Annotated in this window: 18 protein-coding genes and 1 pseudogene; 5 read left to right on the forward strand and 14 right to left on the reverse strand. The window is 71.0% G+C overall.

What is annotated here, in order from left to right; genetic code table 11:
• Positions 1-33 precede the first annotated feature (33 nt).
• The 5 genes from G4D85_RS06490 to G4D85_RS06510 all read right to left on the reverse strand — a co-directional run bounded on the left by G4D85_RS06490 (position 34) and on the right by G4D85_RS06510 (position 6,363).
• A complete protein-coding gene (locus tag G4D85_RS06490) occupies positions 34-1,950 on the reverse strand; it encodes a serine/threonine-protein kinase (protein WP_240359105.1) in 1,917 nt (638 codons plus the stop codon).
• A gap of 776 nt (positions 1,951-2,726) precedes the next feature.
• Positions 2,727-3,284 carry a hypothetical protein gene (locus tag G4D85_RS06495; protein WP_164008905.1) on the reverse strand — a complete coding sequence of 186 codons (558 nt, stop codon included), beginning with the start codon at positions 3,282-3,284 and terminating at the stop codon, positions 2,727-2,729.
• Between the two features lie 261 nt (positions 3,285-3,545).
• On the reverse strand, positions 3,546-4,349 hold the full coding sequence (locus tag G4D85_RS06500; protein ID WP_164008907.1) for an ABC transporter permease: 804 nt from the start codon (positions 4,347-4,349) through the stop codon (positions 3,546-3,548).
• 3 nt (positions 4,350-4,352) lie between these two features.
• Positions 4,353-5,144, reverse strand: a complete 792-nt coding sequence (locus G4D85_RS06505) for an ABC transporter ATP-binding protein (protein WP_164008909.1) — start codon at positions 5,142-5,144, stop codon at positions 4,353-4,355.
• A gap of 181 nt (positions 5,145-5,325) precedes the next feature.
• Positions 5,326-6,363, reverse strand: coding sequence for an alpha-hydroxy acid oxidase (locus G4D85_RS06510; RefSeq protein WP_164008911.1), 1,038 nt, complete (start codon positions 6,361-6,363; stop codon positions 5,326-5,328).
• Positions 6,364-6,406: 43 nt separating this feature from the next.
• Here G4D85_RS06510 and G4D85_RS06515 point away from each other — a divergent pair.
• The 4 genes and pseudogenes from G4D85_RS06515 to G4D85_RS06530 all read left to right on the forward strand — a co-directional run.
• Positions 6,407-6,592: pseudogene (locus tag G4D85_RS06515) on the forward strand (transposase); the annotation flags it as partial.
• Between the two features lie 263 nt (positions 6,593-6,855).
• Positions 6,856-7,851 carry a hypothetical protein gene (locus G4D85_RS06520; protein ID WP_205525435.1) on the forward strand — a complete coding sequence of 332 codons (996 nt, stop codon included), beginning with the start codon at positions 6,856-6,858 and terminating at the stop codon, positions 7,849-7,851.
• Between the two features lie 165 nt (positions 7,852-8,016).
• Positions 8,017-9,543: an acetaldehyde dehydrogenase ExaC gene (exaC, locus tag G4D85_RS06525; RefSeq protein WP_164008915.1), complete on the forward strand. Its 1,527-nt coding sequence runs from the start codon at positions 8,017-8,019 to the stop codon at positions 9,541-9,543.
• On the forward strand, positions 9,543-9,944 hold the full coding sequence (locus G4D85_RS06530; RefSeq protein WP_164008918.1) for a DUF779 domain-containing protein: 402 nt from the start codon (positions 9,543-9,545) through the stop codon (positions 9,942-9,944). Before exaC ends, G4D85_RS06530 begins: the two co-directional genes overlap by 1 nt.
• Before the next feature lie 246 nt (positions 9,945-10,190).
• On the opposite strand, the gene G4D85_RS06535 is transcribed toward G4D85_RS06530, so the two are convergent.
• Entirely contained in the window at positions 10,191-10,931 is a 741-nt protein-coding gene (locus G4D85_RS06535) for a type IV toxin-antitoxin system AbiEi family antitoxin domain-containing protein (protein ID WP_164008920.1), read from the reverse strand.
• A gap of 410 nt (positions 10,932-11,341) precedes the next feature.
• Here G4D85_RS06535 and G4D85_RS06540 point away from each other — a divergent pair, with 410 nt between their 5' ends.
• Positions 11,342-13,537 carry a S41 family peptidase gene (locus G4D85_RS06540; RefSeq protein ID WP_164008922.1) on the forward strand — a complete coding sequence of 732 codons (2,196 nt, stop codon included), beginning with the start codon at positions 11,342-11,344 and terminating at the stop codon, positions 13,535-13,537.
• Here the strand turns inward: G4D85_RS06540 and G4D85_RS06545 are convergent.
• From G4D85_RS06545 to G4D85_RS06580, 8 genes are all read right to left on the reverse strand, one after another.
• Positions 13,497-15,428 (reverse strand): sensor histidine kinase, encoded by a 1,932-nt coding sequence (locus G4D85_RS06545; protein ID WP_205525436.1) that lies wholly within the window; start codon positions 15,426-15,428, stop codon positions 13,497-13,499. The genes G4D85_RS06540 and G4D85_RS06545 overlap by 41 nt on opposite strands.
• A 178-nt stretch (positions 15,429-15,606) precedes the next feature.
• Positions 15,607-15,879: a DUF5985 family protein gene (locus G4D85_RS06550; RefSeq protein ID WP_164008924.1), complete on the reverse strand. Its 273-nt coding sequence runs from the start codon at positions 15,877-15,879 to the stop codon at positions 15,607-15,609.
• 10 nt (positions 15,880-15,889) lie between these two features.
• Positions 15,890-16,150 carry a DUF5985 family protein gene (locus G4D85_RS06555; protein ID WP_164008926.1) on the reverse strand — a complete coding sequence of 87 codons (261 nt, stop codon included), beginning with the start codon at positions 16,148-16,150 and terminating at the stop codon, positions 15,890-15,892.
• Complete coding sequence (locus G4D85_RS06560) at positions 16,143-16,547, reverse strand: hypothetical protein (RefSeq protein ID WP_164008928.1); 405 nt, start codon at positions 16,545-16,547, stop codon at positions 16,143-16,145. Before G4D85_RS06560 ends, G4D85_RS06555 begins: the two co-directional genes overlap by 8 nt.
• 30 nt (positions 16,548-16,577) lie before the next feature.
• Positions 16,578-17,654 (reverse strand): response regulator, encoded by a 1,077-nt coding sequence (locus G4D85_RS06565; protein ID WP_240359106.1) that lies wholly within the window; start codon positions 17,652-17,654, stop codon positions 16,578-16,580.
• Positions 17,651-18,208 carry a chemotaxis protein CheB gene (locus G4D85_RS06570; protein WP_164008933.1) on the reverse strand — a complete coding sequence of 186 codons (558 nt, stop codon included), beginning with the start codon at positions 18,206-18,208 and terminating at the stop codon, positions 17,651-17,653. Before G4D85_RS06570 ends, G4D85_RS06565 begins: the two co-directional genes overlap by 4 nt.
• Entirely contained in the window at positions 18,205-19,038 is an 834-nt protein-coding gene (locus G4D85_RS06575; RefSeq protein ID WP_164008935.1) for a CheR family methyltransferase, read from the reverse strand. Before G4D85_RS06575 ends, G4D85_RS06570 begins: the two co-directional genes overlap by 4 nt.
• The coding region (locus tag G4D85_RS06580) for a hybrid sensor histidine kinase/response regulator (protein ID WP_240359107.1) at positions 19,035-22,856 on the reverse strand (3,822 nt) is incomplete at its 5' end. The genes G4D85_RS06575 and G4D85_RS06580, both read right to left, overlap by 4 nt.

Here is a 22,856-nt window from a genome sequence, read left to right on the forward strand (position 1 = left end):
GAAGCCCGACGTTGCGCGCGCCCGTCCGCTGAGCTACCGGGGGACGGGCGTGCTGCCGCGCAGCCGCGCCCGGAGCGAGCGCCAGCGCTTGAGCCCCTCCAGGTCGAGCGGGTCCAACCGCACGGCGGCCTCGTAGGCGGCGAGTGCCTCCTCGAACCGGGACACGGACGAGAGCGCGTCCCCGGACAGCCGGTGCACGGCGGCGCGGCCATCCCGGCCGGGGTTGGCCAGGAGGAAGCGGCGGCGGCAGCCCTCCAGGGCGGTGACGGTGAGGCCGGCGGCGAGGCAGCGCTCCACGCCCTCCACGTTGCCCAGCCCCGCGTCGTACTCCGCGCGCCGCTCCACGTGGCCCAGCACGTGGAAGGCCGCCGACACCCGCTCCTCCGCCCGCTCCAGCTGGGCGCGCTGGCCCAGGGAGAGGGTGCGCGTCTTCAGCGGCTCCAGCGCGGTGCGCGCCTTCTGCACGGCGCTCCGCACCGCCTCGGAGGAGGCGTCGCGGGGCAGGTCCAGCGCGGTGTAGTGGTCTCCCGACAGCCGGGAGCGGAAGCCCTTGAGGGCGCGGTCCGCCACCGCGTCCTCCTGTCCGGAGACGGGCACCGGCGTGGGCGGCTCCAGCCGCGCGCCGGACTTCATGCGGACCAGGGCCTCCTGGAACTCGGGAGAGGTGTCGCGCAGCTGCACGCCGAAGCCGGGCACCATGCGCCAGGCGCGCGCCTGCTCCGCGGTGACGTGGCGCACCACCTGCCCCGTGCAGCCCAGCTCACCGCCGGGCAGCCGCAACAGCAGCCCCACGTCGGACAGCAGCGGCGGCGGAGCGCCCTCGGAGTGGAGGAAGAGGCCGGCGCGGCCCATCCACTCACAGCGCAGCTCCTGCGAGTGCGGCGCTCCGGCCACGCGCACGCGGGCGGAGAAGGTGACGGGCGCGGCGGGCTCGGGCGCGGCGGTGAGCGAGGCCGCCAGGGCCGCGCGCAGCTCGGCGGCGCTGGCGTAGCGGTCCGCGGGGCGCTTGGCCAGCGCGCGCAGCACCACGCGCGACAGCGCCGGGGGCACCGCCGGGTTCACCTGGTGCGGCGGCACCGGCGTCTTCTGCAGGTGGCCGATGAGCACCTCCGCCGCCGTGCGCCCCGCGAAGGGCACCTGCCCGGTGAGGAGGAAGTAGCCCAGCACGCCCGCCGCGTAGATGTCGGTGCGCGCGTCCACCGGCGCGTCGCCGCACTGCTCGGGGGCCATGAACTCCGGGGTGCCCAGCAGCATGCCCGCTTCGGTGGTGAGCTGCCCCGCCGGCCGCGACAGCAGCTTGGCGATGCCGAAGTCCAGCAGCTTCACGCGCTGGCGCCCCTGGGGCAGCGGCACGAGGAAGACGTTGGCGGGCTTCAAGTCGCGGTGGACGATGCCGTGCGCGTGCGCGGCGCCGAGCGCGTCACACACCTGCGTGAGCAGCTCCACCGTCACGGCGGGCGACAGCGCCCCCTTGGCGAAGGACGCCAGGCTCTGCCCCTCCAGGTACTCCATGACGAGGTAGGGGCGCCCGTCGCGCGTGTCCAAATCGTAGAGCGTGACGACATTCTCGTGCTGGACGAGCGTCAGCGTGCGCGCCTCGGAGAGGAAGCGCGCGACGAGGTCCGGGTCCTGCGCGAGGTGCGCGTGGAGCACCTTGATGGCCACGCGCTTCTGGATGAGGGCGTGCTCGGCCAGCAGCACCGTGCCCATGCCGCCCCGGCCCAGCTCCTTCAGCAGCCGGAAGTGGCCGAGCTGCTTTCCTACCAACTGGAAGGGCACGGGCACCGGAGTGTGCGCCGCCACGACACCCGCGGGCGTCCCCCCGGCGAACAGCATCGTGCCCCCGTCCACGGGAGTGTCCCGATGCGTGCGCACCCACGTGGGGCACTCGCTGAGGTCGGCGTGGGAGGGCACGCAGGAGCAGTTGGCGATGGCGGATTGAGCGAACACGGACGGGGGTGGTGATTGCCAGGGACAGCGGGGCGGCGGGAACCACTGCGAGACACGTGCCAGGGGGGATTCAAGTCCGTCCGCGCTGGGGGTCCATACCAAGGCATTGATCTGGTTCGTATTTCGGACAGTGTCGCCAGGAGTTCATCCCGCGGGTCTTCATGCGCCCCCTTCGTCCGGCTGGAGAAACTACAGCCACCCGGTTGAAAACATTACCGCCAGCTTCTCCACCACGCGAAGTCTCTCCTGACTTCTTGATAACGCGGTGGGGGCACAATGTTGGGCTGAGTACGACACGGCCCCTGATGGACGCGGGGCTTCCGCTGCTTTCCGACCTGGGAAGGCGGGAGTAGCGGAAATACATGGATGGAGCGGATGGGAGCCCGGGGCCCGCGGCACCTGTGCGGCGGCGGATACACGAGGCCTGGGGTGAGGGCGCGGGCGAGCTCCGCCTCACGCGCCCTTCACGAGGCGCGGGACGTCCACACGCGAGGGGTCGGCGCCCGCATCACGGGAGGACGCGAGCGGACGCACTCGGGAGGCGTCCGGGAGTCACGCGCCCGCGTTCGGACTGAACGCGGGCGGTGGGGCCTACGCCACGACGGGACAGGGAGGCTCCGGGCGAGGCAGCGGGCCTCGGCCGATGAAGCGAAGTGGAGCCTCCCGTCACGACAGGACAGGGAGGCTCCGGGCGAGGCAGCGGGCCTCGGCCGATGAAGCGAAGTGGAGCCTCCCGTCACGACAGGACTGGGAGGCTCCCGGCGAGGCAGCGGACCTCAGCCGATGATGGGCTCGCAGTAACCCTCGGGGCCGCAGGTCAGCCCGTCGCAGCAGGCCACGCCGCCGCCGCAGGTGGCACCGACGGGCGCGCACTCGGGGGAGCCGGCGTCGACGTCACCGCTGCCCGCATCCGCGCCGGGGCCAGGGCCCGCGTCCACGTCACCACTGCCCGCATCCACCTCGGGGCCGGGGCCCGCGTCCACGTCGGGGCCGGGGCCCGCGTCCACGTCGCCACCGCCGCAGGCGCCCAGCGTGTCGCCGTGCTTCGTGTGCGCCTTCAGCGCCGGCAGGCCCACGGTGATGGTGTGGGCGTTGGCCGGGTTGCCCGGGGGAATGTGGCAGATGGTGACCTTGCCGACGCCCAGCGGGTTGCCCGGGTTTTCATCTCCCTGCCCCGCGGGCACGGGCTCCTCGGAGGGCGCGCCCTCCAGCCCGCCGCTCTGGGGGTCATTCGGGGTGGGCTCCTCCCCCGTCTGGGGCTGGCCACCGCACGCGAGCAGCGTGCACAGGGCCACCATCAGGGCGGACGAGGAAACGAGGGTGAGGCGTCGCATGAGCGTTCTCCAGTGACAGGTGTACGGGTGTTGCACCGGCGCCGGGAGCCACCCTCCGCCTGGCGCTCCAGCCGTGAGCACACGTCCGGATGCCCCGAAGGGCAGCGGTTCGAGCGTCGCGTCTGGAGCCGCTTGAGCGGTCCTTCCAGGTGCCAGCCCCCCGCCGGTACAGCCACTACTGGCAGGAGACCCTCCCTCCCGCGCTCCGGCCACACGCGCGCGCTCTCCTGACGCGGACAGACATGCTGGAAAAATGAACCCTTAGCTCAGGCTCTCGGCGCTGTAGCGGGCGATGAGGCCGGTGCGGACGGCATGTCGGTGGACACGCGAGAAGAACGCACTGGCGAGCAGTATCTGCGCCACCGCCAGCCCTCCGCCCCACAGCAGCGCGGTGCCGGAGAAGGAGCCTCCCGCGACGAGCGTGCGCATGCCCTCGAAGACGTACGAGGGCGGCAGGAGCCAGGACACGGTGCGCATCCACTCGGGCAGCGTCGACAGCGGGTAGAAGACGCCGGCGAACGGGGAGATGAGCGCGGGGATGGGCCAGACGAACCACTCCGAGGCCGGACCCAGCCGCAGCACCACCGCGCAGCCGAAGATGCCGATGGCGATGCCGAAGAGGAACAGCACCAGCAGGAAGGGCACGAACATCACTCCGAAGGCGGCGAAGGACAGGCCGAACACGGTGCTGGCGAGGACGAGCATCACCGCGAGCCCCACCCCGCTGGTGATGATGCTGGAGAGCACGAGCCCGCCGACGTACTCGGAGATGGAGAGCGGCGTGGCGAAGATATTGAGGAAGTTGCGGGACCAGACGTCCTCGAAGAACACCATCGTCACGCCCTGCATGACGCGGGTGAAGAAGTCCCAGAGGAGCACGGCGCCCAGCAGCGTGTGGACGAAGTCGACGCCGGGGGCGGACACGGTGTTGAGGTAGCGGCTCATGAAGCCCCACAGCACCATGTCGATGGCCACCCACGCGAAGAGCGGCAGGAAGCGTGCGACGCTGCCGCGCAGCAGGTAGAAGTGGCGCAGGGCGATGGCGTAGACGCGGGACGGGTGCATGGCTCAGGCCTTCTCCAGCGCGAGCGGCTCGCGCGCCACGGCGATGAAGAGCTCCTCGAGGGACGACTTGCCATGCTCGCCGGGCAGGGACCTCGGGTCGCCTTCGAGGAGGACCTTTCCTCGCGACAGGAAGAGCACGCGGTGGCAGACCTCCTCCACCTCGTACATGTTGTGGGACGTCCACAGCACGCCGCCGGTGCCCTTCGCGGCGAAGTCGCGGATGCGGGAGCGGATGTCCCGCGCGGTGGACGGGTCCAGCGAAGCGGTGGGCTCGTCGAGGAGCAGCAGCTGCGGCCGGTTGAGCATGGCCTTGGCCAGGGCCACGCGCGTCTGCTCGCCCGAGGACAGCACGCCGCAGCGCGTGTCGCGGAAGCGCACGAGGTCGAACTCCTCCAGCAGCTCGGTGATTCGCGCGGCCAGGGCCTTCACGCCGTAGATGAGGCCGAAGACGCGGAGGTTCTGGTACACGGTGAGGTTGCCCGGCAGCGGCGAGTAGACGGCGGCGAAGTTGGTGCGCTCGAGCGCCTGGGAGCGCTGCCTCGCGAGGTCCACCCCTTCGATTCGGATGGTGCCGGAGGTCGGCTCCAGCACGCCGAGGAGCATGTTGATGGTCGTCGTCTTGCCCGCGCCATTCGGCCCGAGCAGCCCGACAATCTCGCTCCGGCCCACGTCGAACGAGACGCCGTCCACGGCGACAGTTTCACCGTAGGCCTTTCGCAGCGTGGAGACCGAGAGCACCTTCGACGTGGAGGGCTCCCGCGAGGGGCCGGACGTCGTCACGACTGGAGTCACCATGGAGGCGGCATTGTTCCCCAGCTGCCTGACTCCGCGTTCCTCAATCCGAGGCCTCCACGGGCTCCCGAGCGGAATTGTGGGATGGAGCAACCCGGGTGGGCGCGGGTTGGCGGTTTCATGTCACTGCCGGTGGACCTGGCGTCCACGGCGCAGCTGGCGGAGACACCCGGCATCCGACCGCTCAACGAGGGTGGGCGGGGGCCACCAGGTCCGGACCAATGGCGAAGATGCCGGGCACCCCGGCCAGGGCGAGCGCATGCGCGGTGTCCTCGCGCAATCCATCGAGCACCCGGCGCACGCCCTCCGCGCCACCGGTGGCGAGCCCCCACAGCACCGGCCGCCCCACGAGCACCGCGCGGGCCCCCAGCGATAGCGCGCGCAGCACGTCGCGTCCCGTGCGCACACCGCCATCGACGAGCACCGGAACGCGGCCCTCCGCGGCCTCCACGACTTCGGGCAAGGCGTCGGCGGTGGACACGGCGCCGTCGAGCTGCCGCCCGCCATGGTTGGAAACGATGAGGCCGGCGGCGCCGTGGCGCAGACACTCGCGCGCGTCGTCGGCGCGCAGCACGCCCTTCACGAGCACGGGCAGGCCGGACAGCTCGCGCAACCAGGCAATGTCCGCGAAGGTGACGTCCGGAGCCTGCTCGGCCAGCTCGCGCCGGGTGAGGCCCTCCAGGTTGGCGAGGAAGTCCTCCTCGGGCAGGGCCAGGGCGGCGTCGCCCCGGTCGCGCCGCTTGCGTCCCACCACCGGCGTGTCACCGGTGAGCACCAGTGCGCGCGCCCCGGCGGCGACGGCTCGCTCAACGAGGGCGCGGGTGAGCTTCCTGTCCTTGAAGACGTAGACCTGGAGCCACCACGGGCCAGCCTGGGCGGCCACGTCCTCCACGCGGCGCGAGGCGCGCGAGGAGAGCACCAGCAGCGAGCCAGCCTCGCGCGTACCCTTCGCGGTGGCCAGCTCCGCCTCCGGGTGCGCAAGCGAGTGGAACGCGGTGGGCGCGACGAGCACGGGCGAGGCGAGTGGCGTGCCGAGCAGCTCGGTGGTGGTGCTCACCGAGGACACGTCGCGCAGCACGCGTGGGCGGAGGCGCACGCGGGCCCAGGCGACGGTGTTGTCCGCGAGCGTGGACTCCTCGCCAGCGCCACCGGCGAAGTAGTCGAACACCGCCTCGGGCAGCCGTGCGCGGGCCTCGGCCTCCAGCGCTTCGTACGGGAGCATGCCTCGTGGGCTATCACGGCACGCCGGGCGCTTGAAGCCGGGACGCGGCAGCAACGAGAACACCAACGGCCTGCTGCGCCAGTACTTTCCCAAGGGCATGGACTTGAGCGGCCTCTGCGCGCAGCAACTCGATGCTGTCGCTGCCCAACTCAACAGCCGCCCGCGCCAGACACTCGACTGGCACACCCCCGCCGAGGTATTCGCTCGGGCCGTTGCGATGACCGGTTGAGACCGTCGGCGGCGCAGATGTCCCGACATTTCCGAACAGCACGCTCGTCCCCACGCCCGGGGCTCCCGCGCCGTGCCTGGCCCCTCTTGAGGAGTGGCGGCGGGGGTCGCCAGTCCGACGGTGCGCTCAAGGTCACAGATGGCGTTCCCCGACCTCATGCCGGAGCCATGTGGCTTCCATGACGATTGCCGCGCACGCGTTCCCTACCGTGCCCATGGACACTGACGGAGGGAGCACGCATGGCCGCATGGAAGCAGCTCGGGATGGCACTGGTCGCTGTGCTGGCGGTGCTGATGCCTGGAGAGGGACATCCCTGTCCGCAGATACCCGACACGGTCTGGGGGCTCACCCAGAGGGCGGAGCGCATCGTCCTGGGCCGCGTGGTCCGGACCTGGCGCGTGGCCTCCATTCCGGAGGACTTCGCGCCCCCCTTGGAAACAGAGGACGCGCGCCTCCTGCGCGAGGCCATCCGGGACACAGCGTCACGGGACCGCGTGGAGGTCGAGGTGCTCGAGGTCTGGAAGGGCGCCCCCGCGAAGACCTTCACTGTCGTCTCCATGGAATACTGGGACGAACTTCGCGACTCCCTGGCGCGTGCCGGAAGGGACCACCGGATGCTCCTCTTCTTGAGCCCCCTGGGGGACGTCTGGGAGACGACGGATGTCTGGTCCGAAGTGCTGATGGCGGGCGAAGACGTGGCGGTCTTGCGGGACCTGGTGAAGGAGGCACTCAGGCTCCAGGCGCATCCTCCCGTGAATGAAGGAGCACGCCTGGACTGGAGCGTGCTCGCGACCCTGACCCCCGCCACCCGGAGTGAAGGGCTGAACGCCATCTTCGCGGGCGAGCCCCTCTGGGACAGGGACTGGAGTGCTCCCATCCAGGTTCCAAATCCGCACCCACTGAATCCCGTCGCGCAGCGTCGCATCGCCACCAGCTTCGTCGCACGCCCGGGCTCATCCAGCCTGTCGCAGCTGCTCCTGGCGCTGCACGGCCATCCCGACGTGGAGGTGGACCGTCTCTCCATCCAGCGCCTCGAGGAGGAACTCGTGCTCGCGGACCTCGACATCAACGAATACCTGCTCCTGGAGGCCCAGGACTCCATCGACCTGCTGAGCGCCCGGCTGAGATTAGGCGGCGCTGGCACGGAGCGCTGCCGGATGGACGCGCGCCAGGAACTCGAAGATTTGGCGGCGATTGCTCACTGTGTCCGCGCGCGGTGGGAGCGCATCCGCGCCCTGCACGCCGGGCACGCTCCCTGAACGGCACGCCGTCACACGCACCTGGCGGAACGGCCCGCCGTCCTACGCACCTGTCCGCTGACGACTTCCCGACGCTGGCTCGCCCCGCGGGGCGAGGGACGTTCGACTGCCGCCCCCACCTATCCTCGGAGCCTTCACCCACACCACCGACGCGGGAGGTTGTGCATGTCGAAGGTCTATGAAGCCCCGGGGCAGCAGGGCAGCCTGGTGCGGTTCAAGAACCGGTACGGCAACTACATCGGTGGTGAGTTCGTCCCTCCCGCGCGGGGCCAGTACTTCGAGAACATCAGCCCCGTGAATGGCAAGCCGTTCTGCGAGGTGGCGCGCTCCACCCACGAGGACGTGGAGAAGGCGCTGGACGCCGCGCACAAGGCAAAGGACGCGTGGGGCCGCACCTCGGTGGCCGAGCGCGCGGACATCCTCAACAAGCTGGCGGACCGCATCCAACAGAACCTGGAGCTGCTCGCGGTGGCCGAGTGCTGGGAGAACGGCAAGCCGGTGCGCGAGACGCTCGCCGCGGACCTGCCGCTCGCCGTGGACCACTTCCGCTACTTCGCCGGAGCCATCCGCGCGCAGGAAGGTGCGCTCAGCCAGCTCGATGACCACACCGTCGCCTACCACTTCCACGAGCCGCTGGGCGTGGTGGGGCAGATCATCCCGTGGAACTTCCCGCTGCTGATGGCCACGTGGAAGCTGGCCCCGGCGCTGGCGGCGGGCAACTGTGTGGTGCTCAAGCCGGCGGAGCAGACGCCCTCCTCCATCCTGCTGCTGATGGAGCTGGTAGGGGACCTGCTACCGCCAGGCGTGGTGAACGTGGTGAACGGCTACGGCATCGAGGCGGGCAAGCCGCTGGCGAGCAGCAAGCGCGTGTCGAAGGTGGCCTTCACGGGTGAGACGACGACGGGCCGGCTCATCATGCAGTACGCGTCGGAGAACCTGATTCCGGTGACGCTGGAGCTGGGGGGCAAGTCGCCCAACATCTTCTTCGCGGACGTGTTCGACAGGGACGACGACTTCGCGCGCAAGGCGGTGGAGGGCTTCACCATGTTCGCCCTCAACCAGGGCGAGGTGTGCACCTGTCCGTCCCGCGCGCTGGTGGCCGAGCGCATCTACGAGGAGTTCATGCACCACGCGCTGGAGCGCACGCGCCAACTGGTGCAGGGCAACCCGCTGGACACGGCGACCCAGGTGGGCGCGCAGGCGTCCAACGACCAGCTGGAGAAGATTCTCTCGTACATCGACATCGGCAAGAAGGAGGGCGCGAAGGTGCTCACGGGCGGCGGCCGCAAGGCACTGCCGGGCGCGCTGGCCGAGGGCTACTACGTGGAGCCCACGGTGTTCGAAGGCCACAACCGGATGCGCATCTTCCAGGAGGAGATTTTCGGCCCGGTGGTGTCGGTGGCGAAGTTCAAGGACATGGAGGACGCGCTGGCGACGGCGAACGACACGCTCTACGGGCTGGGCGCGGGCGTGTGGACGAGAGACCAGAACACGGCGTACCGCATGGGCCGCGCGGTGCAGGCGGGCCGGGTCTGGGTGAACTGCTACCACCTTTATCCGGCGCACGCGGCGTTCGGCGGGTACAAGCAGTCGGGCATCGGCCGGGAGAACCACAGCATGATGCTGTCGCACTACCAGCACACGAAGAACATGCTGGTGAGCTACGACCCGAAGCCCACCGGCCTGTTCTGATGCGGGTGGAGCGAGTCGCGGTGACACCGGCGGCGGAGGCGCTCCTGCGGAAGATGCAGGGGGTGCACGGGCCGCTGATGTTCCACCAGTCCGGGGGCTGCTGTGACGGCAGCGCGCCCATGTGCTTCCCACGCGGCGAGTTCCGCGTGGGGCAGGAGGACGTGTACCTGGGCACCATCGTGGACACGCCCTTCTACATCTCCGGGCCGCAGTACGAGTACTGGCGGCACACGCACCTGACGGTGGACGTGGTGCCGGGGCGCGGCAGCGGCTTCTCGGTGGAGGCGCCCGAAGGCGTGCGCTTCCTCATCCGCTCCCGAGTCTTCGAGGATGCGGAGTACCACGCGCTCCAGGAGCAGGGCCCACCCCCGCGAGGGCCCCAGCACGAGCAGCGCGACTGACAGGGGGCCGCGTGGCCCGCCAGACCCGCACCCCGGGTCTGGCGGGCGGGGCGAAGGAATCAGCGCGGTTCCGGACGGCAGCACATGAATGCGCCCCGCTCGGAGCACGCTTGCTCCCGACCCGGCCCCGGCCGCGCAGTTGGAGCGTGCTGTTCGGAAATGTCGGGACATTTGCGCCGCAAGAACCCCCGACATTTCCGAACAGCACGCCTCCTTGGCTCGTCCCGGCCCGGTCCCGAGGCGCGGTCATCCGAACTCCATGCCTTCTGTTCCAGGGATGGGTGCATAGAGGGGAGCGGCCAGGTCGGCCGCGCGTTGCGCCTCCCGGGCCACGCGGGCCTGCTCGGCCCGAGCGAGGTCGTTGCCCCTGCGCATCCGGAGGACCTCCAGGTAGGGAGCGACGGCCTTCCGGACTCGGCAGATGTCCACGAACCGCAGCAGTTCCTCTTGTGAGCACAGGCCGGCCAGCAGTGCGTTGTTCAGGGCGCGCACGGCGATGGGGTAGCCCAGCTTGTTGCGGTACTTGAAGAGGTCGGCCACGGTCTTGGCCACGCTGTAGACGGGTACCGGGAAGCCGTAGACGGCGCGGTGCTCGATGCCCTCGGACCGCGCGCGGCCGGAGAAGCGCACCACCTGGAGCGGCGGCTGTTCCCAGCGCGGCTTGCGTGCCTTCTCGTCGATGGCCATCCAGACCTTGTCGGGCTCGTCGCCCAGCCCGTGGAGCCAGAGTGCGGTCTTCAGGCACAGCACCCCTCCGGGAACACGCTTGGCGGCAACCGACGTCGCGTGGAACTGGGCCGAGGCACGGCACCAGACGCTCGGAGCCACCTCCCTCAGGAAGCCCAGCCCCAGCATCAACCGCAGCTCCGAGCGGGGCATGCCGCGCGCCTCCAGGTCACGCCAGCGCAGCAGCCTCAGCTCATCCACCAACGTCAGCACCGCAGGCCGATGCTTGCGCCCCGGCCGGAGTCTCGTCCTGCTCACCATCCTCCACCCCTCCCAGAACCCCCGACATTTCCGAACAGCAGGCCGCGCAACCTACCGGGGTGGGCTGACAACCCCCACCGGGCAGGAAGCCCTGCTGGGGTGTCCACGAGTGGAGGACCGTCCGCGCCTCCGGTGGGGGCAGCCCTCCGTACGCACCTTCTTGGAACCTTCACCGGGTCCACGGTGTCTGGGCCTGCCGCCAGGAGGCTGACGTGAATCAGGTGAATGTCCGGCGTGCATCAAGGGTGATGTGGTGGTCCGCCGTGGTCGTAGTGACACTCGGTGCGGGGCCGACAGCTAACGGAACGCCCATCGCTGCTGGCCAACCCGATGCCGCCAAGCCGCTCGGCGCGGGACCGATAGCCACCGCCGACGGAGCTCCCATCGCCGACGACCAGGCTGACGTCGCCATGTCGAACGCCGCCGCCCTGGGCCGCGTCTGGGGCACCGTGAAGTACGTCCACCCTGCCCTCGCCTTCCGCGACGTGGACTGGGACGCCGCTCTCGTGGAGGCCCTGCCGAGGGCCACCGCCGCGAAGACTCCCGAGGCCCTCGCCGAGACCGTCGGCGCCATGCTGCGCCGCCTCGACGACCCGCTCACCCGCGTGGAGCGCGAGACACCTCCCGCAGCACCCCAGCAGTCCAGCCAGGCGCCAGGACCCATCTCGCGCTGGTCCGGTGACGTCCTCGTCCTGGACCTGGACCGCCGCTACGCCAACTTCAACGAGCTGTTCCCCGCCATGACGGCGCTCGCGCCCGAGCTGGCGAAGGCCCGCCGCGTCCTCGTGGACCTCCGCGCCAGCGGCCCCGACGAAGCCACCTGGATGGAACTCGCACTCGGCTTCCTGGAGCGCTCACTTCCCTCTGAGAAGGTCACCGCCCCCTCGGAGCGCTTCCGCGTGTACTCCGGCTTCCCGGTGCAGCTCGGCCCGACCTCCGGTGGCTACAGCGCCTCCGTGGAAACACGGCTGGCCCGGACCTTCACTCCCGCGCCGGGGACGCCGAAGCGCTCCATCGCCTTCCTCGTCAACGTCCGCACGCCCCTGTCACCGCTGCTGCTCGCCCTGCGCGGCTCGCCCCGCACCTTCCTCGTGTCCCAGGGCGCGCTCGACGAGTCCTCCGCCGTCCAGGTGCGGCAGGTGCCCCTGCCCGGTGGCCACCGCGCGGTGGTGCGTGCCTCGGAGCTCACCTTCCCTCCCGGCGCTCCCGGCCTGCGCGCGGACGTCACCGTCCCCGCGGACGCGGACGCACAGGACACCGGCCCCGCCTTCCAGGCCGCCCTGCGCCTCCTGCGCTCCGGCGCGCCGAGAGCCTCCACACGTGCGGCCACCCGCGACGCGGCCCTGCCCACCGGCGGGCCGGACGACGCCTACGAGTCCATGCCGTTCCCCGCCGAGCCCTACCGCCAGCTCGCCGTCATCCGCTTCTGGAACGTGATGCGCTTCTTCCACCCGGACCCGAAGGCGCTGGGCGCGTGGGACGCGGTGCTGCCCACCTTCCTCGCCCGGGCCCGCGCGGCGACGGATGCGACCGCGTACACACGGGTCCTCTACGCGCTGGCGGCGAAGGTGGATGACGGCCACATCTTCGTCGCGGAGGGAGGAGTGCCCCTGCGCTCGCTCGCCGAGGCCGGCGCCCCCGTGGTGCTCCACGCCGTGGAGGGCCGCTTCCTCGTGACGGAGCTGCCCGTGCCCGAGGCCGCTCGCGCCGCCGGAATCTCCGTGGGCGACGAGGTGATGTCCGTGGACGGAGAGGCCGTGGCCACTCGCGCGGAGCGCCTCGGCGCACTGCTGGGCGCGTCCCACGCCGCCGCCCGGACGGAGCGCGTGGCCAGCCTGCTGCTCGCGGGCGCGGAGGGAAGGCCCGTGGAATTACTGCTCCAGGGCGCGGACGGCCGGATGAAGGAGGCGAGGCTGCCCCGCTCGCGCGACTTCCTCCCGTTCCTCCGTCCGCCGCGGGTGCACGACTCGCCCTGGAGGAAGCTGGAGGACGGCCTCGGCTACGTGGACCTGCGCCTGCTGCGCGCGGAGCGCGTGGACTCCATGCTGGAGGCACTGAAGGACACGCGCGGCCTCGTGCTCGACTTGCGCGGCTATCCCCAGGGCAGCGCCTGGGCCCTGGCCCCGCGCCTCAACACGCGCCGGGCCACCACCTCCGCGCTCATCGCCCGGCCGCTCCTGTCCGCGGGCGAGGTCCGCGAGGTGCGCCGCCCGGAGCCGCTGCCCACGACGGACAAGCCGCCCTACCCGGGCCGCGTCGTCGTCCTGGTGGACGAGCGCACGATGAGCCAGGGCGAGTACACGGCGATGATGATTCAGGCCGCCTCGGGTGCGCGGCTGGTGGGCAGCCCCACCGCGGGCGCCGTGGGCGACACCACCAACGTGTGCCTGCCCGGCGCCATCTGCGTCCTCTTCACCGGCCAGCGCCTCGAGCTGCCGGACGGGCGCGCCGTGCAGGGCCTCGGCCTGCGTCCGGACGTGGCGGTACGCCCCACCGTGCGCGGGCTGCGCGCGGGCCGGGATGAAGTGCTGGAGCGGGCGCTCGAGCTCTTCCGCGACGAGTCCGCTAGCCTCCCGCGTCGAGCCCGCGCGGCAGGCGCACCGTGAAGACGGAGCCCGCCCCCGGGCGGCTCTCCACCTCGATGCGCCCGCCCATGGCGTCGACAATCTGCCGGCTGATGTAGAGCCCCAGCCCCAGCCCGCCGTAGTGCCGCTCCGACACGGCGCGCTCGAAGCGACCGAACAGGCGCGGCAGGTCCTCCGCGGCGATGCCGATGCCCTCGTCGCGCACCGACAGCCGCACCGTCTCCACGCCCTCGACAGAGGCCTCCACCACGACGGGGTGGCCCGCGCCGTACTTGGCCGCGTTGGTCAGGAGATTCACGAGCACCTGGTCCAGCCGCAGCGCGTCCCACCGTCCCGCCAGCGGGCCGGGCACGTCCACGCGCACCGAGCACCCGGCCTGGGCGAACACCTCCTCCATGCGGTCCACCGCGTCGCGCACCGCCTGTCCCAGGTCCACGTCCGCGGGCTCCAGCGCCAGCCGGCCCAGGGAGATGCGGCTGACGTCCAGCAGGCTGTCCACCAGCGCGGTGAGCCGGTGCACCTGCCGCATCGCCGTGGAGAGCCGGGGCGCCACCTTCGCGCGAGACTCCGCGCCCAGCGCGCGCTCGATGAGGCCGTGCTGGAGCTTCAGGCTGGTGAGCGGCGTCTTCAGCTCATGGCTCGCCACGGAGAGGAACTCGTCGCGCAGGCGCACCGCCGCCTGCGCGTCCCGGTACAGCGACGCGTTCTCCAGCGCCACCGCCACGCGCCGGGCCAGCTCCTCCGCCATGGTGACGTCGGGCGTGCCCAGCCGCCGCTGCGGGGGCGCCGTGCCCAGCGTAATCACGCCCAGCGTGCGCCCGCGCATCCGCACCGGCACCGCGAGCAGCGAGTGCGGATTGAGGGCCTCCAGCAGCGCGCCATGCTCCGGCCCCTGCCACATGCGCTCGCGCAGCTCCGTGCCCACCTCCGGCAGGAAGCGCGTCTCCCCCGTCTGGAAGCACTCGCGCGTCGGGTGCAGCGTGCCCATGTTCATGGAGGGCGACAGCGCGGACAGCACGAAGGCGTCGCGCCCCGAGTCCCGGTGGGACACCGCCACGCACCGCAAGGCGCCGTCCGGCCCCACCAGCTCCACCAGGCAGCAGGTGGCCACGCCGCGTGCCGCCGCGCGCGCCACGTGCTCCAGCGTCCACTCCACGTCGTCCAGGTGCTCCGCCAGCGCGCGGCTCGCGTCCAGCAGGAAGAACAGCCGCTCCTCGGCCTCCTTCCCCGCCTCCAGCGCATGGCGCAGCCGCTCGCCGCGCTCCTGCGCCTCCGCGTAGAGGAGCGCGTTGTCCATGGACAGGCTGGCGCGGCGGGCCAGCTCCATCGCCAGCTCCAGGTCCGCCTCGCTGACGCGCCCGCCCTCCCCGCTTCGGACCAGGGACACGGCCCCCAGCGTCCGGCCGCGCGCCACCAGCGGCACGACGAGGCCGGCGCTCACCCCCAGCCGCCGCGCCACCTCGAGCTGCTCGGGGATGCGCACCAGCCCCGGCAGCATCGCGTCCGTCACCTCGGGCATGAACACCGGCTTGCCCTCGCGCAGCACCTCGGAGATGCCGCCGGGCGACGTCAGGTCCGGCGGCCGCAGGCGCGACAGCTCGTGCACCAGCGCCACCTTCTCCGGCTCGCGGTGCGCCGCGGCCACCCGCTCCACCCGGCCGTCGTCGCCGAGCACGTCCACCGCGCACCAGTCCGCCAGCACCGGCACCGTCAGCTCCGCCAGCCGCTGGAGCACCGTGCGCCACTCCAGCGACGCGGACAGCACCTCCCCCGCGCTGGCGAGGAAGGCGATGCGCTCCTCCGCGTCGTCCCCATCCCAGCGGGTGACGAGCGCATGAGACGCACCCGGAGCGGGCGCGGGCGACTCGGCCACGGACGCGGGCCGCGACGGGGACGGAGGGCGGCGCGACATGGCGGCCCCAGATAATGACGCCTCTTGGGATGCGCTACCGGCACCCGCCCTCGAGTCCGAGGCGAATGTCAGGTGGCGGACCCGCGACTCCTCCTTGGAGCAGGGCTCAACCCGCGCTCCTGGCGGCGGCCGGCGGCTCCCACCCCACGGCGCCCTTGCCGGGGATGGCCTCCCGGGCCTACCCGGCGTTGCCGCGTCCGGCCCGGTTCTTGTCCCAGATGGCGTAGAGGATGAGGAGGAAGGCGAACAGGCGGACCACGTAGATGTAGTGACGCCGCTCGTCGTCCGCGTACAGCAGGGCCCCCGCCACCGCGTTGCCGGCGAGCAGGGAGAAGGCCAGCGCGAAGAAGGCGAAGAGCCTGTCGTGCGACTGCCTCCAGAAGCGCAGGAAGAACAGCGCGCACGCCAGCCACGCCATGGCCGTCGCGCCATTGAGCAGGGGTCTGATCATGGCTCCACCTTCAGGAAGCATCGCTGATGAGTCCGTAGAGCAGGGTGACAGCGCCAGCCAGGCCGGTAATCAGGCGCGGCACGTACAGGTCAATCGAGGTGGGCAGCAGCACCAGGTCCACGAAGAGCAGCACGTTGTTGAGCGTGAGGAACCCGAAGCACAGCCCGCTCCACAGCAGCAGCCGGGACTGGGTGCGCTTCCAGGCGCGCAGGAGCAGCACCGCGCAGGCCGCGCTGGTCAGGGCACAGAGGAGATAGACAGCCTCAGCCATGGCCACCGTCCTTGTCCTTCTTCAGCACGAAGGCCTCGGCGAAGCCCCGGACCCTGTCCAGGGGCCGGGAGAAGATGAAGGAGATGACGCTCACCCGCTTCGCGCCATACACCGCCGCCACTTCCGCCACCGACTGCACGTCCTCCGAGTTGGCGGGACTGAAACGGTAGGACGGCGGCGTCGCCCCATTGCCCACCAGCAGGCCACGGCTGGCGAGGTCCGACAGCCGCGCGGCCGCCGACGATTCTGTGATTCGCAGCTCCAGGCTCACTTCCGACGCCGTCCACTCCCGCTCCGCACGGGCTCGAAGCAGGAGGAGCACCTCCAGCTTCTCGAGGGAGTCGATATGCGTCGTGATGAAGCGCTGGACCCGCGGGGGTAGTCCGGCATCGCTCACCCGTCCACCATGCCCATGTTATTTTGGGCGTCAATCATTTCCCGCCCGGGGGTGTTCAGCGGTGGGAGTGGTGCTGGACGCCCGGCTGGTGTCCTCCGGACTGGAGTCAGGGGCCGGCAGTTTCCTCAAGCCCTCCACGAGCCGGGCCGGCTCCAGGGAGGGGCCCCTCGTCCGCTGGGCCGACACGTCCAGCAGCGCCAGCAGCACCGTCTCCGGGCGGCCGTGCATCTGCGGAAGCAACGCGCTGAAGGCCAGCGCGGCGCCCGGCTGCCCTCCCAGCTCCCACTCCACCGACAGGCCCTGGAGGGTTTCTCCCCGCGCCGCCCGCATCAACGGCATGGCGGCCTCGGGCAGCGGCTGCCCGTCCGCCCCCCGGAAGACGGCCTCGGCGTGGAGGCGGCGCGCCTCGCGGTACGCCAGACACCCGCCGGCCAGTCCCTGCGCGGCCCGGTTGGCCAGCAGCGTGTGGCCGCTGCCCGGCTCCACCAGCGCCAGTGGCGTGGGCAGCGCGGCCAGCACCGCCTCCATCCAGCGGTACTGGTTGCGGTGGGTCTCCAGCTCCCGCCGCAGCAGCTCCTCGCGCCCCCGGGCGCGCTCCACCTCCGCGCGCCGGTGGGCCTCCGCCAGCTCGCGCTCGTGCTCTCGCTGCTGTGCTTCGCGCAGCGCCTCGGCCTGCCGCCGCACCAGCTCCGTCTTGCGGAACAGCTCCACGAAGACGCCCACCTTCGAGCGGAGGATTTCCGGCTCGTAGGGCTTGAGGAGGTAGTCCACCGCGCCCACCGCGTAGCCACGCAGCTCTGGCAGCTGCCCGCGCGACAGGGCGGTGAGGAAGAGGATGGGGGTGTCCCGGCTGCGCTCCCGCTCGCGGATGAGCTGCGCCGTCTCGAAGCCGTCCATCTCCGGCATGACGACGTCCAGGAGGATGGCGGCGAAGTCGCGGGTGAGCAGGTGGCGCAGCGCCTCGCGACCGCTCTTCGCCAGCACGAGCCGCTGCCCCAGTGGCGCCAGGGTGGCCTCCAGCGCCAGCAGCCCCTCGGGCTGGTCATCCACCAGCAGGATGAAGGCCGGCTCCACCGCCGCGAGTGGCAGACGCCCCGCGGCGCTCAAGGCAGCACCTTGGCGCGCGGCACATAGGCCAGGCGGGCCAGCCATGCCCCCACGGTTCCCAGCGACAGCCGCTCGACTTCGCCCTCCTGCCCCTCGCCGCCCTCCCCGTCCTCGCCCAGCACGGCCACGCGGCCGCCGCGCGACTGGAGCATGGCCAGCCCCGCCGCGCCGTCCTCGTGCCCGGTGAAGAGCAGCCCGGCGGCCCGGGGGCCATAGCTGTCCGCGGCGGACTCGAAGACGGCATCCAGGCAGGGCCGGTGCCCGTGCTCGGGCGGCTCCACGGACAGGGACACGCAGCCTTTGTCCACCAGCAGGTGGTAGCCCGCGGGCGCCAGGTACACGCGGCCGGGCACGAGGTCGTCCTTGTCGTCCGGCTCCACCACCGGCAGCGCGCAGCGGCGCCCCAGCGGCGCGGCCAGCGCGTCATGCGGCCCGCGGTGCAGCACCAGCACCACCGGCGCCGGCAGCTCCCGGGGCAGCAGCGCCAGCAGCGCCTCCACGTCCGCCGCCGCGGCGCGCGGCGCTCCCACCACCAGCAGGCCCATGGAGCTCATGCCACCCTCCGGAAGATGCGACCCGTGCCTTCCAGCTCCTCGTACGCCGCGACGTGCGGCGTGCGCGCCAGCGACTCCTTGCGCCCCAGGCACAGGAAGCCGAAGCGGGCGAGGCTCTCGAAGAGGCGCCCATGCACGCGGTTGTGCAGCGTGCGGTTGAAGGTCAGCAGCGTGTCCCGGCAGACGATGACGTGGAACTCGTTGAACGAGCCGTCCGTCGCCAGGTGGTGCTGGGTGAAGAAGATGCCGTCGCGCAGCTTCGGCTGGAGCAGCGCCCAGTTGCCGTCACGCGTGTAGTAGTCGCCGAGGGCGGCCTTGCCTCCGCCTTCCGCGTACCGGCGCGCGTCGTCCTCGCCGGGCAGCGGCAGCACGCCGGTGCGCGCGTCCGCCAGCAGCCCCTCGCTGGAGTCGGACGCGTACAGCCGGCACTTGCCCCACAGTCCCTCCTCCTGGAGGAGGATGGCCAGGGAGTAGGTGTCCTCGCCCGTGCCGCAGCCCGCGTGCCACACGCGCACGGACGGCCAGGTGCGCAGCACCGGCACCACCTTGGTGCGGAAGTCCCGGAAGAAGGCCGCGTCCGAGAAGAGCGACGGGGGCGTGCAGGACAGCGTGCGCAAAAGTCCCTCCAGCGCCTCGCCGTCATGCAGCACGCGGGCCTGGAGCTCGGAGAAGCTCTCCAGCCGCTCCTCGCGCAGGTGCCGCCGCAGCCGCCGGAGCAGCAGCGGTCGCGCCTGGCTGCGCAGGTCGAAGCCCCACTGCCGGGCCACGCCTTCGAGGAGCAGGTCCACCTCAATGGACTCCAGCTCCGCGCCTGGGGAGCCCGGGCTCAACTGGAGACCTCGGTGCGCGGGCCGCGGGGCTGCGCGCCGCGCGGCGCGTGCAGCCAGACGCGCAGCAGGCTGAGCAGCTTTTCGATGTCCACCGGCTTGGTGATGTAGTCGGACGCGCCGGCCTCCAGGCACTTCTCCCGGTCTCCCTTCATCGCCTTGGCGGTGAGGGCCAGAATCGGCAGGTGGCTGACGCGCTCCATGCGGCGGATGGCGCGCATGGCCTGGTAGCCGTCCATCTCCGGCATCATCACGTCCATCAGCACCAGCTCGATGTCCGTGTCCTTCTCCAGCAGGCCGAGCCCCTCGCGCGCGCTCTCCGCGAAGGCCACCCGCATGCCGTAGCGCTCCAGCACGGTGTTGAGGGCGAAGATGTTGCGCACGTCGTCGTCCACCACCAGCACCTTGCGGCCGACCAGCAGGGGGTCTCTCTCGCGCGCCTTCTCCAGCATGCGGCGCTTGGGCTCGGTGAGCGCCGAGGGCGCGCGGTGGAGGAAGAGGCTCGTCTCCTCCAGGAGCCGCTCGGGACTCTGCGCGTCCTTGACGACAATGGCCTCCGCCACCCGCCGCAGCTCCGTCTCCTGGGAGCGCGTCAGCTCTCGGCCCGTGTAGACGATGATGGGCGGCCCGCCCGCGCCGTGCTGCTCGCGGATGCGGCGGATGAGCTCCGTGCCGGCCATGTCCGGCAGGCCCAAATCGAGCACCATGCAGTCGAAACGGCGCTCGGCCAGGGCGGCCAGCGCGTCCGCCGCGGTGCCGGCCGCCACCGTGCGGACGTCCTCGCTGCCCAGCAACTCCACCAGCGTCTGCCGGTGGACGTTGTCGTCCTCGACGATGAGCAGGGTGCGACCCTTCCGTTCCACGAAGCTCTTCAGCGCCTCCAGCGCCGCCGCGGCCACTTCCGGGTCCGCCGCCGCCTGCAGGTGGCCGATGGCGCCCAGGTTGAGCGCGCGCTCGCGGTGGTCCTCGTCCGACACGGTGTACACCGGCAGCGCCCGGGTGGCCGCGTCATGCTTCAGCCGGTCCAACACCACCCAGCCCGCCATCTCCGGCAGGTCCAGGTCCACGGCCACCGCCACCGGCCTCGCGTTGCGGACGGCGTCCAGCGCCCCCTCCACCTCCGTGGAGACGAGCACCTTGAAGCCCGTGCCCTGCGCCGCGGCCCGCAGCCGCGCCGCGTGGTCCGGCGTGTGCGTCACCGCCAGCAGCACCCGGTCTCCCGGCTGGATGGTGCCCCGGTCGTCGTCGATGTCCACCCGCGTCTGGGGGAAGGTCGAGGGCGCCTCCACCACCGCGGCGTGCAGCGCCGCGGCGACCGGCAGCGGCTCGCGGCTCTTCGACTCCTGCGGCTGGCGCTCCACCACGAAGTCCAGCGGTAGGTAGAGGGTGAAGATGCTGCCCTTGCCCACCTCGCTCTCCAGCCGGATTTCACCGCCCAGCAGGCGCGCGATTTCGCGGCTGATGGACAGCCCCAGGCCGGTGCCGCCGTACTTGCGCGCGGTGGAGCCGTCCGCCTGCTGGAACGCCTCGAAGATGATTTGATGCTTGTCCTTGGGGATGCCGATGCCCGTGTCCACCACGGTGAAGGCCACCACCGACGGGGCCGTGGTGAGCACCGGGTGGTCCGCCGTCCAGCCGCCCTTCGCCATGCCGATGCGCAGCGCCACCGAGCCGGACTCGGTGAACTTGAAGGCGTTGGACAGGAGGTTCTTGAGCACCTGCTGCAGGCGCTTGGCGTCCGTCTCCAGCTCGCCGGGCAGCGCGTCCGCCAGGCCGATGTTGAACTCCAGCCCCTTCTTGTCCGCCACCTGCCGGAAGGTGCGGTCCACGAACTCGCGCAAGTCACTGAAGCGCAGCGGCCCCACGTCCACCGCCATGGTGCCGGACTCAATCTTGGACAGGTCGAGGATGTCGTTGATGAGCTCCAGCAGGTCCGCGCCGGAGGCGTGAATCGTCTTGGCGAACTCCACCTGCCGCGACGTGAGGTTGCCCTCCACGTTGTCGCTGAGCGTCTGGCTGAGGATGAGCAGCGAGTTGAGCGGCGTGCGCAGCTCGTGGCTCATGTTGGCGAGGAACTCGGACTTGTACTTGGAGGTGAGGCTGAGCTGCTCGGCCTTCTCTTCGAGCGCGCGCTTGGCCTGCTCCACCTCGCCATTCTTGCGCTCCACCTCCGTCTTCTGCTCGGAGAGCAGCTTCGCCTTCTCCTGCAGCTCCTCGTTGGTGCGGCGCAGCTCCTCCTGCTGCCGCTTGAGCAGCTCCTCGGACTGCTGGAGCGACGTGGCCTGCTGCTCCAGCCGCTTGTTCGTCTCCGTCAGCTCCTCCTGCTGCTTGCGGAGCTCGTCGGTGAGCGCCTGCGACTGCTTCAGCAGCGCCTCCGTGCGCATGTTGGCGGCAATCGTGTTGAGGACGATTCCGATGGACTCCGTGAGCTGCTCCAGGAAGCCCAGGTGCACCTCACTGAAGCGGTGGAAGGAGGCCAGCTCGATGACGGCCTTGATTTCACCCTCGAAGAGCACCGGCAGCACGACGATGTTGCGCGGCACCTCTTCGCCCAGCCCGGAGGAGATGCGGATGTACGAGTCCGGCACGTCCGACAGGAGGATGGGCTCCTTCTCCAGGGCGCACTGCCCTACCAGCCCCTCGCCGTACTTGAAGCTGTTGGCCAGCCCCTTGCGCTCCCGGTACGCGTACGACGCCAGCAGCTTGAGGACGTGCTCCCCGCCCTCGGCGCGCTCGGAGATGTAGAAGACGCCGTGCTGCGCGTCCACCAGCGGCGCCAGCTCCGACAGGATGACCTTGGACACCGTGAGGAGGTCGCGCTGCCCCTGGAGGACGCGGGTGAACTTGGCCAGGTTCGTCTTCAGCCAGTCCTGCTCCGTGTTCTTCCGCGTGGTGTCCTTCAGGTTGCGGATCATCTCGTTGATGTTGTCCTTCAGGGCGGCCACTTCGCCCTGCGCGGACACGGTGATGAACCGCGTGAGGTCACCCTTCGTCACGGCGGTAGCCACCTCGGCGATGGCGCGCACCTGCGTGGTGAGGTTGGCGGCGAGCTGATTCACGTTGTCCGTGAGGTCGCGCCAGATGCCGGCCGTGCCGGGCACGCGGGCCTGGCCGCCCAGCTTTCCTTCGATGCCCACCTCGCGGGCCACCGTGGTCACCTGGTCGGCGAACACCGCGAGCGTGTCAATCATCCCGTTGATGGTGTCCGCCAGCTCGGCGATTTCACCCTTCGCGTCCACCACCAGCTTGCGCTTCAAGTCACCATTGGCCACCGCCGTCACCACCTTGGCGATGCCACGCACCTGGGTGGTGAGATTGGAGGCCATGCTGTTCACGTTGTCGGTGAGGTCCTTCCACGTGCCGGCGACGCCCTTCACCTCGGCCTGACCGCCCAGCTTTCCTTCCGTGCCCACCTCGCGCGCGACGCGCGTCACCTCGGAAGCGAACGACGAGAGCTGGTCCACCATGGTGTTGATGGTGTTCTTCAGCTCCAGGATTTCGCCCTGCACGTCCACGGTGATTTTCTTGGACAGGTCACCTCGGGCAACGGCCGTGGTGACTTCCGCGATGTTGCGCACCTGCGACGTCAGGTTGGACGCCATCGAGTTCACGTTGTCGGTGAGGTCCTTCCACGTCCCGGCAACGCCCTTCACGACGGCCTGACCGCCCAGCTTGCCTTCCGTACCCACCTCGCGGGCGACGCGCGTCACCTCCGAGGCGAACGAGTTGAGCTGGTCCACCATCGTGTTGATGGTGTTCTTCAGCTCCAGGATTTCACCGCGCACGTCGACCGTAATCTTCTTGGACAGGTCGCCATTCGC

Source organism: Pyxidicoccus trucidator, assembly GCF_010894435.1.
Lineage (GTDB): Bacteria > Myxococcota > Myxococcia > Myxococcales > Myxococcaceae > Myxococcus > Myxococcus trucidator.